Raw genomic sequence first — 13443 nt, forward strand, 5'->3', positions numbered from 1 at the left:
CCGGGGCGTGTCGAGGAAGAGATGGAACCCACCGCGGATCGGGCGGGACCACTCAGGATATACGACATCGCACGGCCCCCGCGGCAGCGGACTCCGGCAGCGCCGACGACGGCGGGCAGGCCCCGGCGCCTTCGGTCCAGGCCCCCGCCGAGGTGGACTCGCGGACGACCTGTTTTCTGCTGACGCCGGGACCTGCCCGTTGGTGCCGGTGAACGGTTGACGGCGCGTCTCCACGCCCGCTTTCCGGCGATGGCCACCGCTGCGCGACGGCCCTGTGAATCGATATTACGGGTTGGCATCGACGTGTCAATCGGCCTCTGACCTGCGATCCAGGTCGACGTCACTGGTCAGCCCCGGCGTGGCGCGGGCGTCCGGGGGTACCGCGGAATCGACATCCTCCGGGCTCGTGGCGTGTCGCTACGGTGTGTCGCGCTGTACGTCCTCCCATGACCCACCGGCGGTTCTCGCCACGTCTCACGGGCGGTCCGGGCCACGTCTGACGGGCCGGTCCGAGCCACGTCTGACGGGCGGTTCGGACCACGACACCGACACGTCTCGGGCGCGGTCCTCGACGGCCGGTCGGAGCAGCCGTGAGACGTCCCTCACGTCCTCGCCGGCGGGCCGGCTCGTCGTCGGCCGGCCCCACCGGGAGGCCGGTCCGTCCCGACTCCCTTCTGGTGCTGGACGATGCGCACCCGGTCCCGCGACACGCAGCGGCTGATGGGGATACAGCGCCCGGTCCCGGATGAGCACGGCGTGTCCTGGGACGGGCTGCGGCAGCAGTGCCGACGGTCCTCAGCGGGCCTGCGGGTCAGTCGCCAGGGTGCCGTCGTCGTGCAGCACGAGTCCCTCGCGGACGGTGCGCAGGCACCGCGGATCCCGGCCCGTGTCCAGCGCCGGCAGCAGGGGCGTGCGTGCGCGTGGGTCGGTGCTCCACGCCGCGACCGTGCTGTCCGGGGTCTGGACCATCAGCTCGGTGGCCTCCCAGACGGCGTAGCTGGCCGGGGCGCCCGGGACGAGCTGGCCGAGCAGCGGGTGGGCGGCGTGCGCGGCACGCCAACCGCCGCGGCTCAGCGCGAGGAAGGCCGCGCGGGAGGAGAGCCGCTGGGCAGGGTCCGGGTGCTGGACACAGGCCCGCACGAGCTCCCAGGGCGACACGGGGTCGCCGCCGGCGCTGCCGGTGTCGCTGGCGCTGCCGTCGCCGGCCCATGCGGCGCTCCCGAGCACCAGTGGCACGCCGTCGGCGGCCAGAGCGGCCAGCGGCGTACGCAGGGGTGTGCCGGCGGCCGGGGTTGCCAGGACGGTGACCCCGTGCCGGGCGAGGACCGACCGGTCCGCGTCGTCGAGGTCGCAGGAGACGGCCAGGTGCACCCCGGCCGTGCGCAGCGGGGCGCCTTCGGCGGCGGCGGCCGGCAGCGCCTCCCGCACGGCGTCCAGTTCGGCGGTCGTGTCGACGGCCCACCCGGTGGCCAGGCCGGCACGCGTCGCGGCGGTCAGGTGGGCCGTCAGGGTGGCGGCGTCGGCGCGGTCCCCTGTCGCCGGCTCCAGGCCGGTCAGGTGCGGACCGTCGGCGTCGCGCAGGCGTGCCGTGTCCTCGGGGGTCGCCAGGGTGGCCCGAGCCCAGAGCCGCACCTCGGGCAGCCCCGAGGCCGGGTTCTCCGCCTCCGCGGCGAGGGCCCGCAGGTGACCGGCCGCCTCGACGCCGTCGGCAGCCGCGTGGGCGGTGACGGCGACGTACCCGGCGGTGGTCGCGGCGGCCGCGGCCGAGTGCGCGGTGTCGTCGGCGGGGACGGCGAAGGCCGAGTCGTAGAGCCCCGGGGTGATCAGGGCGCCCGCGAGGTCGACGACCGTCACGTCGCCGGCGGCCATCCCGTCGGCGGCCTCCTCGGAGCCGAGCCAGGCGATGGTGGCCCCGTCGACGAGCAGGGCGGTCGCGAACGGGTCGTGCGTCGAGTAGATCGCGCCGTTGCGGTACAGGGTGCGGCTCATGCGGCCACCGCCGAGTAGGCGACGACGCCGCGGCGCACCAGGTCGATCGCGGACCGCAACCGGCTCCGCAGCCGGCCGGTGATCTCGGGCACGCCGGCCAGCTGGTCCAGCAGGTCGATCACCTGCTTCGACCAGCGCACGAAGTCGCCCGCCGCGAGGTCGGTGCCGCGCAGCGCCTCCTGGAGGGTGCGGCCGCGGGCCCAGGCGATCATCGGCCGGACGAGCCCGAGCTCCGGTTCGCTCGTCTCGGGAAGGCCCGCGGCCTCCTCGACGTCGGTCAGTTCGGACCAGCGGCGGACGACGCCGCGCACGGCGTCCTCCAGGGCGGGCGTCGGCATGGTGGGTCGCACTCCTCGTTCCTCGCGTTTGGCCTGGTAGACGAGGACGCTGGCGAGGCCCGCGAGCTCCTCCGCGTCCAGCCCGTCGAACACACCGTCGCTCAGGCACAGCGCGATCAGCAGGTCCTTCTCCCCGTATATCCTCCGCAGCCGGCTCCCGTCGGGGGTGATCCGCAGCGGGCCGGGCGTCCAGTCGAGGGCGGACGCCGGGTCCGCCTCCTCCGGCGGCAGTCCGTCGCGCAGCAGCGCACCGATCTGCCGGCTGGCCTCCGGGTCCTGCCCGTGTTCCGTGGTCGGTGCGGGCGCGTCGGTGAGGTAGCCGTAGCCGGCCAGCACGTCGCACACGGTGTCGAAGGTGCGGGCGATCGTGTTGGTGCGGCCCTGGATCTGCCGCTTGAGCCCCTCGGTCTCCCGGTTGAGCCGGTGCCACCGCTCGGCCCACCGCGCGTGCTGCTCGCGGTCGCTGCAGCCGTGGCACGGGTGCGAGCGGACCTGGCGGCGCAGGTCGGCGATGCGGGCCTCCTGCGCGTCGTCAGCGGCGACGGCGGTGCGCCGGCCGCTCCGGTCCGGCCGCTGGTCGTGGAGGGCGTTGCGCAGGGACGAGGCCAGATCGCGCCGGGACTGAGCGTTCTTCGCGTCGAAGTGCTTGGGGATGCGCACGGAGCCGACCGTGCGCACCTCACCCTGCAGGTCCTGGGCCGTGATGCGGCGGACCTGGTGCCCGAGCGTGAGGACGGTGGTGCGCGGCTCGTACCCGTTGGTCTCGGGCCGGATGACGACGACGAAGCCCGAGCTGCGCCCCGTGGGCACCTCGATGACGTCGCCCGGCCGCAGCCGGTCCAGCGACGCCATGGCCGCGTCGCGGGTGCGGCGGCTGCGGGTCGAGGCGGCCCGTTGCTCGGCGTCGGTCAGGTCGCGCCGCAGCCGGGCGTACTCGGGGAAGTCGCCGAGGTGGCAGCGCATCGACTCGGCGTAGCCGGCGAGTGACTCCTCCCGGCTGCGGATCTGCCGGGCGATGCCGACCACCGAGCGGTCCGCCTGGAACTGCGCGAAGGAGGACTCGAGGATCTCCCGCGCCGTCTCCCGCCCGAACTGGGCGATCAGGTTGATGCTCATGTTGTAGGTGGGCCGGAAGCTCGAGTTGAGCGGATACGTGCGCCGCGAGGCGAGGCCGGCGACGGCGGACGGGTCGGTGCCCGGCTGCCACAGGACCACGGCGTGGCCCTCGACGTCGATGCCGCGGCGCCCGGCCCGGCCGGTCAGCTGGGTGTACTCCCCCGCCGTCACCGGCACGTGCGCCTCGCCGTTGAACTTCTCGAGCTTCTCGAGCACGACCGAGCGCGCGGGCATGTTCACGCCGAGGGCGAGGGTCTCGGTCGCGAACACGACCTTGACGACGCCGGCGCCGAACAGGCGCTCGACCACCTCCTTGAACGGCGGCAGCATCCCGGCGTGGTGGGCGGCGACACCGCGCAGCAGGCCGTCCCGCCACGTCCAGAAGCCGAGGACCTCCAGGTCCTCCGGGGAGAGCTCGCTGACGGCCTCGTCGAGCTCCTCCCGGATGAGGCGCTGCTCGGCGCGGGTGGTCAGCCACAGGTCGGCATCCACGCACTGCCGGACGGCCGTGTCGCAGCCGGCACGGGAGAAGATGAACACGATGGCCGGCAGCAGCGCCTCGCGGTCCAGCTGCCGGATCATCGCCGGCCGGGAGGCGCGGCGGACGGACTCGCGCACGGGCGGTCGGTCGGGACGGCGTCCGCGGCCCCGGTGGGCCTGCCGGGGCACCCGGCTCTCCATCCGGGCGAGCCGGTTGAGCTCGGGGTTGACGGTGATGCCGCTCTCCTGCTGCTCGGTGCGCGTCGCCGCGGCGCGGGCCCGCTGCTCCTGCTGCTGCAGGGCCTCGACGCGGCGCCGGTCCTTGGCCTTGGTCTTGGACGGCCGACCCCCGCCGGGACGGTGCCGGGCGTCCTCGGTGTCGCGGCCGGACGCCCCGTCCCGCGCACCGTTCCGGTCGGTGCTGGTCCGGTCGGTGGTCGATGCGTTCTCCTCCGCGCCGTTCCCGGCCGGCACCGCGGCGGCGTCGAAGCTCGTGGGCGTGGCGAACAGGTCGACGATCCGGTCCCCGACCATGACGTGCTGCCACAGCGGCACCGGCCGGTGCTCGGAGACGATGACGTCCGTCTCGCCGCGGACGGTGTCCAGCCACGCGCCGAACTCCTCGGCGTTGGAGACGGTGGCGCTGAGCGAGACGAGCCGGACGCTGTCCGGCAGGTGGATGATGACCTCTTCCCACACGGCGCCGCGGAAGCGGTCCGCGAGGTAGTGCACCTCGTCCATGACGACGTAGCCGAGCCCGTCGAGCGTCGACGAGGACGCGTACAGCATGTTCCGCAGCACCTCGGTGGTCATCACGACCACGTCCGCCTCGGGGTTGATGCTCGTGTCGCCGGTGAGCAGGCCGACCCGGTCGGAGCCGTGGACGGCGGTCAGCTCGGCGAACTTCTGATTGCTCAGGGCCTTGATGGGCGTCGTGTAGAACGCCTTGAGACCGTCGGCGAGGGCCAGGTGGATGGCGAACTCCCCGACGACGGTCTTCCCGGCACCGGTCGGGGCGGCGACGAGGACGCCGTGCCCGGCCTCGAGACAGCGACACGCCTCCCGCTGGAACTCGTCGAGGTCGAAGGACTGGGTCCGCTCGAAGGCGGCGAGCCGGGTCTTCGCGTGCTGGTTCCGTTCCCGGGCAGCCGCGTACCGTTCGGACGGCGTGGACATATGGTCAGCCTACAAGCGTCGGACCGCCGTCCCGGCACGCCGGCGGCTGCCCTCCCGGAGGGACGAGCGCCGTGCTCAGAGCTCGCCGAGCCGCTCCTGCGGGGTGGCGCTGCCGGCGTCGAGCTCGATCGCGTCCGAGGTCCGCGCGTCGCGCCGGTCCCGCCGGCGGTCCAGGATCATGCACAGCGCGATCGCGAGGAAGTAGAGCAGCACGAGCGGCAGCGCGAGGTAGAACATGGACAGCGCGTCCGCGCCGGGAGCGGCCATGGCCGCGAGCACGAAGATGCCGAACACGGTGATCCGCCATGCCTTGAGGATCTGCCGGCCGCGCAGGATCCGCAGCATGTTCAGGCCCACCAGCAGCACCGGGAGCACGAACGCGACCCCGAAGACGAGGATCATCCGCATCACGAAGACGAGGTAGTCCTGCGCCCGGATGATGTTGCTCGTTGAGCCCGGCGGCGTGAACTGCGTCAGAACGGTCACGACGCCGGGCAGCGCCGTCCAGGCCATGAAGGCGCCGAGGGCGAACAGGGGCACGGCGGCGGAGAGGAAACCGACCGCGTAGCGCCGCTCGGCCCGGGTCAGCCCGGGCGTGACGAAGGCCCAGATCTCGTACAGCCAGACGGGGGACGCGATCAGGATGCCGATGAAGACGGCGCCCTGCACCTGCATGTCCAGCGAGGAGGCGACGCCCTCGAAGTTGATCAGCGCGGTGCGCCCGTCGTGCGCGGAGATCGTCTGGATCGGCCGCTGCAGCAGTTCGAACGCCGGCTGGTAGAGGAACCAGCCGACGACGGCGCCGAGCAGCACGGCGATGAGCGCGACGATCAGCCGGTTGCGCGCCTCCCGCAGGTGGTCGCGCAGAGCCATCCGGCCCTCGGGGTTGGACCGGCGACGAGACCTCGGTGTCACCGTGGGTCAGTGGGTGGCGGTGCCACCGGTGCCGCTGGTCGGGCCCTGCGGGTCACGGACGGCGTCGTGCTGCGGCGGGACGGACCCGGCGGCGGGGGTTCCGGTGGTGGTGGCGTCGGTCGACGGCGGGGTCAGCTGCTGGTTCGCCTCGGCGGACGGGCGGGGAGCCGGCGGCGCGGACGACGCCTGCGGGGCGTCGTCGTCCCGCATCTGCTTGACCTCGGACTTGAAGATCCGCATCGACTGGCCGAGGCTGCGGGCCATGCCGGGAAGCTTGGGGGCGCCGAAGAGCAGGAGCGCGGCCACCACCAGGATGACGATGAGCCACGGGTTCTCGAAGATACGCACGGGTGGGGTCCTTTCCTCGGTCACCATGCTATGTCAGATCGCGGGCACCGGACGGGACGTCGTTCGCCTCGTCCGCCGTCGCGACGGGCGGGTCGGGAAGGGACAGCACGGTCGCCGCACGGTCGACCTCACGCACCAGCGCCAGACCCGCACGGACCACGCGCCGGCAGGCCAGGGCCAGCACCACGGCGGAGGCCAGCACGAGCCCTCCCCACAGCAGGATCCAGGACCACCACGGCACGGTCGCCAGTGTAGGCGTCGGCCCTCCGGCTCCCCCAATCACCGCATTCGACGGTGCCGCAGCGGAGTGGCCGGAACCGGTCCCCCGGGTGAACGGACGGCGAACGAGGAACGATCAGGACGGCAGGGTCGCGTTCGCCACGGCGAGGGCGTCGTCGATCCAGGTGGAGCAGGCGGCGGACACGTCGTCCGGAGCGAGCACCCGCACGTCCCCGCCCGCCCGCGTCGTCAGGCCCGGCAGCCACGCCGTGGTGCCGACCCGCAACCGGGCCAGCAACCAGCCGTCCCAGCTCGCGCCGTCTCCGGTACCGTCTCCGGCGGGATTCCCGGCCTCGACGGCAGCCTCGGCGTCGAAGTGGTCGGCCACCCAGCGCCCGCGCGGGGAGAGCAGCACGGTGACCTCGACGTCGTCCTCGGAGCGGGTGAACAGCTCGACCTCGGTGTCGGTGCGGTCGTGCTCGGCGATCCGCTCCCGGTCCACGAGGGCGTCCCCGTCGGGGCTGACCGAGCGGATCCGGTCGAGCCGGAAGTTGCGCACCCCGCCGCTGCGGTAGCACCAGCCCTGCAGGTACCAGACGTCGTTGGCCGAGAACAGGCGCCACGGGTCGACGCTGCGCCGGGTCACCTCGTCGCGGTGCGGCACGAGGTACTCGAGCACCACCCGGCGGCCGTCCCGGACGTCGCGCTGCAGGGTCGGCAGCAGCCCGTCCCCGTCACCGGCGACGTCGGCGTGCAGGGACGCGGTCAGGTCGATCGCGTCCGACGCCGCGGAGGAGATCTTCGCCAGCGCGGACTCGACGGCCGGGCGCTGCCCGATGCCGGGAACAGCCCCGAGGGCCTGCAGGCCGACGATCAGGGCACCGGCCTCGTCGACGCTCAACCGCACGGGCTCGCTCAGCTCGTCGGCGTTGCCGAGGTAGATGGCCCCCTCCTCCCAGCTGGCGTCGATCAGCTGGTCCGGCCCGTACCCGGGCAGCCCGCACACGAACAGCAGCTCGAGGTCCTTGACCAGCTGCGCGGGCGTGATGGCGAACAGCCGGGCCGTGGCGGCCAGGTCGGCACCGGGGTGCTCCATCAGGTACGGGACGAGGTCCAGCAGTCGCGTCAGGTCGTCGCGGGACGTGCGCTGAGTCCGCGGCGGGGCCGGCGCGTCCCGGTCCGCGCGCGGCACCGGGGCACGGTCGGCCAGGTCGCGCGCGGCGCGCAGCCGCCGGACGACGGCGTCGCGCAGGGTCGGAGGATCGAGCACGCGGACGTGCGGCCCGTGCCCGGCCAGCTCCTCGGCAAGGATCTCCGTGTCCGAGTACGGCACGGTGAAGCGCTCCCAGTCCGGGTCGGCCGGGTCCGGGTGCGGGGCGGCTTCGGCTTCTGCCGCTGGTTCTCCCCCGGCGGGCGGCCGCAGCGACAGCGCCGTACCGGGCCGGGCCGCGACGGTGGCGATCTCGCTCGGCGTGCGCTGCACGAGGGACGCCAGTGCCCCGGCGACGGTGAAGCCCTCCGGGATCGTGTAGGTGCCGGGCCGGGAGACCACGGGCGTCGTCATCCGGGAGAGGCGGAACGTGCGCTCGGCGTCGCGGTCCTCGTCGTGGCCGACGACGTACCAGTGGCCGAACCGGTTGCCGATCCCCCACGGCTGCAGGCGGCGGGTCTGCGGCGCCTCGGCCTCGGGACGCTGGTAGCCGAAGCTGACCGGACGGCGGCGCACGATGGCTTCGAGCAGCGGCCCGAAGGCCGGCTCGGTGGCGCGGATGCGGGGCTCGACGCCGAGGAGCACGTCCTGACCGGGGTCGACGCCGCGGGCCGAGAGCTTGCGCACCGCCCGACCGGCCGCCGAGGAGAGCGAGGCCTGCTGCCACATGCGGGAGGCAAGGTTGAGCACCGCGGACTCGTCGGTCGTGAAGCGCACCGCCGGCAGCCGGTACCGGTGGGGGTCGATGCGGTAGCGGACGGTGTGCAGGTCGGCGTCGAAGTACGAGTCGTCACTGAAGGACTCGAGCGGCAGGCCGAGGTCCCGCAGGTCCGCCTTGTCCCGCTCGAACATCCGCTCGAACGCCTCGTCCCCGGCGGCCGCGTACGGCGGGATGACGCGCCGCAGTTCCTCCTTGGAGTAGCCCTGCTTGCGCTCCAGCAGGGCGATCAGGAGATTGAGCAGTCGCTCGGTCCGCTTGGGTGCCACAGTCGCCTACGCTAACAGCGCGACGGCCCGGTCCCGGTGCGCCGACGCCGGGGCGTCAGGGCAACGGGACCGGACCGTCGAGGCTCGGGTCGAACCGGGTCGCAGGACCGGGGTCAGCGCACGCCGACGAGGTCGACGACGAAGATCAGCGACTCGCCCGGCGCGATGGCGCCGCCGGCGCCGCGGTCGCCGTAGGCCTTGTTCGCGGGGATCTCCAGCCGACGGCGGCCGCCGACCCTCATCCCGTCGATGCCCTCGTCCCATCCGGCGATGACCTGGCCGACGCCGAGCCGGAAGTCCAGCGGCGCGCCGCGGTTCCAGGACGAGTCGAACTCCTCGCCGGTGGAGAAGGCGACGCCCACGTAGTGGGCGCTCACGGTGCTGCCGCGCGTGGCCTCGGGACCGTCACCGACGATGAGGTCCTCCATCACCAGGTCGGCGGGCGCCTCGTGGTCCGGGAACTCGATCTCGGGCTTGACCCGGTCGTACTCGCGCTTGCCGAAGGACACGTCGGTCTCCAATCGTGAGGGGGGGTGAAAGGGGTGGACTCGGGTCGAGAAGGCGTCAGGAGGCGTCGTCGAGGATGTCGACCACGAAGACGAGCGTCTCCTTCTGCAGCGGCGAACCCGCCTGGCTACCGTAACCGAGGCTCGGCGGCACCACGAGCAGCACCTGGGAGCCGACGGTCTTGCCGGTCAGGCCCTGGGTCCAGCCCTTGACGACGCCGGTCAGCGGGAAGGTGACGGGGCTGTTGTTCTTCCAGCTGGAGTCGAACACCGAGCCGTCGGACCACTTCACGCCGTGGTACTGCACGGTGATGGTGTCGGTGCCCTTGACCTTCTTGCCCTTGCCGGTGATCAGGTCCTGTGAGACGAGCTTCGTCGGCGCCTTGGTCTTGGGCACGGTGATGGTCGGCGCGCCGTTGGCGGCGAGCTTGACGGTCGGCAGGCCGGCCTTGGGCGCGACGGCGGTGCCCGAGGCCCGCGTCGGGATGCTCTTGGCGGACTGCAGCTTGAGCACGATGACGTTCGACGCGGTGGGGGTGGCGCTCGCGCTGGCACTCGCGCCGCCGCTGGCACCCGCGCTCGGCGAGGCGGTGGGCGTCTGCGCGGGCGCGGCGAAGGCGACGTACGAGCCGACCTTGGCGTTGACGAGGGCGTTGTAGAGCACCTCGTTCTGCTGCTTGACCGAGTCGGAGAGCAGCAGGCTCTCGGTCTTGCCGGTCGTGAACGTCTCGTTCTGGACGGAGCCGTCCGCGCCGCTGATCACGGCACCGACGTAGCTGACGGACTGGCCGGCCTTGACCGTGGGCCCGTCGCCGTCCTTGATCACCTTGGCGGCGGCGTCCTTGGAGATCAGCGGCTTGGTGAAGTCGAGGCCGGGCACCTTCTTGTCCTCGGTGCTCGTGACCTTCATCGAGTCCAGCGGGTTGCCCGCGGCGGCCGCGGACGAGGAGGACGAGCCGCCCGAGTTGTTGCCGGAGCAGCCGGCGAGCACGAGCAGCAGCGGGATCATCAGAAGAGCAAACAAACGGCGCACAGGGAAATCCTCGGAACGGGGTCGGGTTCGACGGCTCACCCGGACCGGGTTGCCGCGCGCCCGTCTACGGTAGCGGACCAGGCTGGGTATTGCCTCCATCGCCCGTCACCGGACCGGTGCCGGCGCCCGATCCGGTCGCGAGCGTGGAGGCCCGGATGGTCTCGATCAGCTCCTCGACCCGGGGGTCCTCGGACTTGAACGGGTCCTTGCAGAGGATGGTCTGCTGGGTGCGGTCGTTCAGTTTCAGGTGCACCCAGTCGACGGTGTAGTCCCGGCCGGCGGCGACGGCGGCGCGGACGAACTCGCCACGCAGCCGGGCGCGGGTCGTGGCGGGCGGGTCGTCGATCGCGGCCTTGACCCGTTGCTCGCTGATCAGGGTGCGCACCGCCCCGCGGGACTGCAGCAGGTGGAACAGGCCGCGGCCGCGGTTGATGTCGTGGTAGGTCAGGTCCAGCTGCGCGATGCGCGGGGAGTCCAGGGGCAGGCCGCTGCGCTGACGGTAGGCGTCGATCAGCTTCTTCTTGATGGCCCAGTCGATCTCGGTGTCGATACCGCCGGTGTCCCCCGTCTCGACCGCGGTCAGCGCCCGGTCCCACAGGTCGAGGGCGAAGCCCACCCGGTCGTGGTGCGCCCCGGCGGTCGCGACGTAGTCGGTGGCCTTCTGCCAGAAGTAGCGCTGCAGGTCCAGGGCGCTGATGGTGCCGCCGTCGGCGAGCCGCACGAGATGGCGGCCGGTCGGGTCGTGGGAGATGTCGCGGATGCTGCGGATGGGGTTCTCCAGCCGCAGGTCCCGCATGATGACGCCGTCCTCGATCATGCGCAGCAGCAGGTCGACGCTGACGATCTTGAGCACCGTCGTGCTCTGGCTCATCGAGGAGTCCCCGGAGATGACGTGCAGGCGCCGGTAGTGCTCGGCATCGGCGTGCGGCTCGTCCCGGGTGTTGATGATGGGCCGGGACCGGGTGGTCGCCGAGGAGACGCCCTCCCAGATGTGGTCGGCGCGCTGGCTGAACGCGTAGCCGGCGCCGCCGGGACCGGTGACGACCTTCCCGGCGCCCGCGACGAGCTGCCGGGAGATGAGGAACGGGATGAGGATCTCGGCGAGTCGCGTGAAGGACGTGGTGCGCGGGATCAGGTAGTTCTCGTGGCTGCCGTAGGAGTTGCCGGCCGAGTCGGTGTTGTTCTTGAACAGGTAGACGGACCCGTGGTAGCCCTCGGCGGCCAGGCGTTCCTCCGCCTCGCGGCACAGGTCGTCGAGGATCAGCTCGCCCGCGAGGTCCTGGGCGAGCAGGTCCTCGACGTCGTCGCACTCGGCGGTCGCGTACTCCGGATGGGAGCCGACGTCCAGGTAGAGCCGGGCCCCGTTGGCGAGGAAGACGTTGGAGGAGCGACCCCAGTGCACGACCTTCCGGAACAGGTACCGGGCCACCTCCTCCGGGGAGAGCGGGGAGCCGCCGCGGGGCGAGTAGGAGAGCCCGAACTCGGTCTCGATACCGACGATGCGCCGCTTCACGGTCCGACCCGCTCCCCCGCCAGCAGCGCCGCGCACGCCTCGGTGCCCAGTCGCCGGAAGGCGCGGCGGCTGCCGCGCAGCGTCAGGGGATCACGGTCGAGGACAGCCACCTCGAGCTGCTCGGCCGGCAGCTCGCGGCCCGCGGCGGTCTCCTCGCCGTTCTCGCCCGCCCGGCGCAGCGCGTCGACGGCGGTGCTCACGGCCCCGGCGAAGGTCGCGCCCGGGTCGTGGTGGGTCGCGAGGACCCCGCCGATGGCCTCGGCGTCACCTCCCATGACGACGAAGCCGCGCTGGTCGGAGATGGACCCGTCGAACAGGAGCCGGAACAGCCGGTCCTCGTCGGGCACCGCGCCGACCTCGACGACGGCGAGCTCCACCTCGAAGGGCTTGCCCTCGGTCGTGAAGACGGCGCCGAGGGACTGGGTGTAGACGCTGGCCAGGCCGCGGGCGGTGACGTCCTCACGGTCGTAGGCGTAGCCGCGCAGGTCGGCGTACCGCACACCCGCCTGCCGCAGCGACTCGAACTCGTTGTACTTGCCGACCGCGGCGAACGCGATCCGGTCGTAGATCTCCCCCACCTTGTGCAGCGACGGGGACGGGTTCTCGGCGACCAGCGCGATGCCCTCGGCGCACGAGAGCACGACGACGGACCGGCCGCGGGCGATGCCCTTGCGCGCGAAGTCCGCCCGGTCCTTCATCAGCTGCTCGGGCGAGACGTAGAACGGCTGCGTCATGCTCAGGCCTCCCGTCCGGCGCTGGAGCGGCCCTCGAGGACGGACTCGCAGACCTCCGCGAGCTCGTGCTCGGGAATGCGGCGGTGCCCCGCGGAGCCGACGGTCATGATGACGGGCCACAGGCGGCGGATGGCGTCGGGGCCGCCGGTCGCGGAGTCGTCGTCGGCAGCGTCGAACAGCGCCTCGACGGCCACGCGCACCGCTTCCTCCTCGGTCAGGTGGGGGCGCCACAGCTTCTTCAGCGCACCCCGCGCGAACGCGGAGCCGGAGCCGACGGTGTGGTGCTCGATCTCCTCGTAGCGCCCTCCGGTGACGTCGTAGGAGAAGATGCGGCCGACGGCGCGGGTCGTGTCGTATCCGGCGAAGAGCGGGAGGACGGCCAGGCCCTGGACGGCGCGGGGCAGGTTGTCGCGGACCATGGCGCCGAGCCGGTTGGCCTTGCCCTCGAGGCTGAGCAGCGTGCCCTCGATCTTCTCGTAGTGCTCGAGTTCCACCTGGAACAGGCGCATCACGTCCAGGGCGATGCCCGCGGTGCCGGCGACGCCGAGCACGGAGTAGGAGTCCGCCGGGTGCACCTTCTCGATGTGCCGGCTGGCGATGACGTTGCCCATGGTCGCCCGGCGGTCACCGGCCATCAGCACGCCGCCGCCGTAGGTCATGGCGACGATCGTGGTGCCGTGCGGGGCGAGCGACTCACCGGCCACCGGGGATCCGGGCGCGCCGAGCGGGGTGCGCCCGAACGGGAGCAGGTCGGGGTGTTCGGCCTGCAGCCAGGCGCTGAACGAGGATCCCGTCCCGGCGCCCGCGGCGTCATACCCGGCCTCACCGTAGCCTGCTCCGCCGTACCCGTCTCTGCCGTACCGGCCGATGTGCTCCATG

11 protein-coding genes are annotated in these 13443 nt (G+C 72.8%); all 11 read right to left on the minus strand.

From position 1 onward, the window contains the following. Positions 1 to 795: 795 nt before the first annotated feature. The 11 genes from V6N00_RS08865 to prcB all read right to left on the minus strand — a co-directional run bounded on the left by V6N00_RS08865 (position 796) and on the right by prcB (position 13442). A complete protein-coding gene (locus tag V6N00_RS08865; RefSeq protein WP_334231731.1) occupies positions 796 to 1989 on the minus strand; it encodes a hypothetical protein in 1194 nt (397 codons plus the stop codon). Next, on the minus strand, positions 1986 to 5099 hold the full coding sequence (locus V6N00_RS08870) for a DEAD/DEAH box helicase (protein WP_334231732.1): 3114 nt from the start codon (positions 5097 to 5099) through the stop codon (positions 1986 to 1988). The genes V6N00_RS08865 and V6N00_RS08870 overlap by 4 nt, the downstream gene beginning before the upstream one ends. A 75-nt stretch (positions 5100 to 5174) precedes the next feature. Further along, the gene (tatC, locus tag V6N00_RS08875; RefSeq protein WP_334231733.1) at positions 5175 to 5972 is read right to left on the minus strand and encodes a twin-arginine translocase subunit TatC; all 798 of its coding nucleotides are present in this window, start codon (positions 5970 to 5972) and stop codon (positions 5175 to 5177) included. Between the two features lie 48 nt (positions 5973 to 6020). Next, complete coding sequence (tatA, locus tag V6N00_RS08880; RefSeq protein WP_416385057.1) at positions 6021 to 6362, minus strand: Sec-independent protein translocase subunit TatA; 342 nt, start codon at positions 6360 to 6362, stop codon at positions 6021 to 6023. A 28-nt stretch (positions 6363 to 6390) separates the two neighbouring features. Continuing rightward, positions 6391 to 6603: a hypothetical protein gene (locus tag V6N00_RS08885; protein WP_334231735.1), complete on the minus strand. Its 213-nt coding sequence runs from the start codon at positions 6601 to 6603 to the stop codon at positions 6391 to 6393. Positions 6604 to 6717: 114 nt separating this feature from the next. Then, positions 6718 to 8778: a helix-turn-helix transcriptional regulator gene (locus V6N00_RS08890; protein ID WP_334231736.1), complete on the minus strand. Its 2061-nt coding sequence runs from the start codon at positions 8776 to 8778 to the stop codon at positions 6718 to 6720. 113 nt (positions 8779 to 8891) lie between these two features. Beyond that, positions 8892 to 9287 (minus strand): FKBP-type peptidyl-prolyl cis-trans isomerase, encoded by a 396-nt coding sequence (locus tag V6N00_RS08895; RefSeq protein WP_334231737.1) that lies wholly within the window; start codon positions 9285 to 9287, stop codon positions 8892 to 8894. A 55-nt stretch (positions 9288 to 9342) separates the two neighbouring features. Further along, a complete protein-coding gene (locus V6N00_RS08900; protein ID WP_334231738.1) occupies positions 9343 to 10293 on the minus strand; it encodes an FKBP-type peptidyl-prolyl cis-trans isomerase in 951 nt (316 codons plus the stop codon). An 88-nt stretch (positions 10294 to 10381) separates the two neighbouring features. Further along, complete coding sequence (gene pafA / locus V6N00_RS08905; RefSeq protein WP_334231739.1) at positions 10382 to 11830, minus strand: Pup--protein ligase; 1449 nt, start codon at positions 11828 to 11830, stop codon at positions 10382 to 10384. Next, on the minus strand, positions 11827 to 12564 hold the full coding sequence (gene prcA / locus V6N00_RS08910; RefSeq protein WP_334231740.1) for a proteasome subunit alpha: 738 nt from the start codon (positions 12562 to 12564) through the stop codon (positions 11827 to 11829). Before prcA ends, pafA begins: the two co-directional genes overlap by 4 nt. Before the next feature lie 2 nt (positions 12565 to 12566). Continuing rightward, entirely contained in the window at positions 12567 to 13442 is an 876-nt protein-coding gene (prcB, locus tag V6N00_RS08915; RefSeq protein ID WP_334231741.1) for a proteasome subunit beta, read from the minus strand. Position 13443 lies beyond the last annotated feature (1 nt).

It is taken from the genome of Tersicoccus mangrovi (genome assembly GCF_036881825.1).
Classification (GTDB): Bacteria; Actinomycetota; Actinomycetes; order Actinomycetales; family Micrococcaceae; genus Tersicoccus; species Tersicoccus mangrovi.

Bases quoted from the DNA above. Each gene is read 5' to 3' on its own strand.
- V6N00_RS08865 (WP_334231731.1), bottom strand. From the start codon at position 1,989: ATGAGCCGCACCCTGTACCGCAACGGCGCGATCTACTCGACGCACGAC.
- V6N00_RS08870 (WP_334231732.1), bottom strand. From the start codon at position 5,099: ATGTCCACGCCGTCCGAACGGTACGCGGCTGCCCGGGAACGGAACCAG.
- tatC (WP_334231733.1), bottom strand. From the start codon at position 5,972: ATGGCTCTGCGCGACCACCTGCGGGAGGCGCGCAACCGGCTGATCGTC.
- V6N00_RS08900 (WP_334231738.1), bottom strand. From the start codon at position 10,293: ATGATCCCGCTGCTGCTCGTGCTCGCCGGCTGCTCCGGCAACAACTCG.
- prcA (WP_334231740.1), bottom strand. From the start codon at position 12,564: ATGACGCAGCCGTTCTACGTCTCGCCCGAGCAGCTGATGAAGGACCGG.
- prcB (WP_334231741.1), bottom strand. From the start codon at position 13,442: ATGGAGCACATCGGCCGGTACGGCAGAGACGGGTACGGCGGAGCAGGC.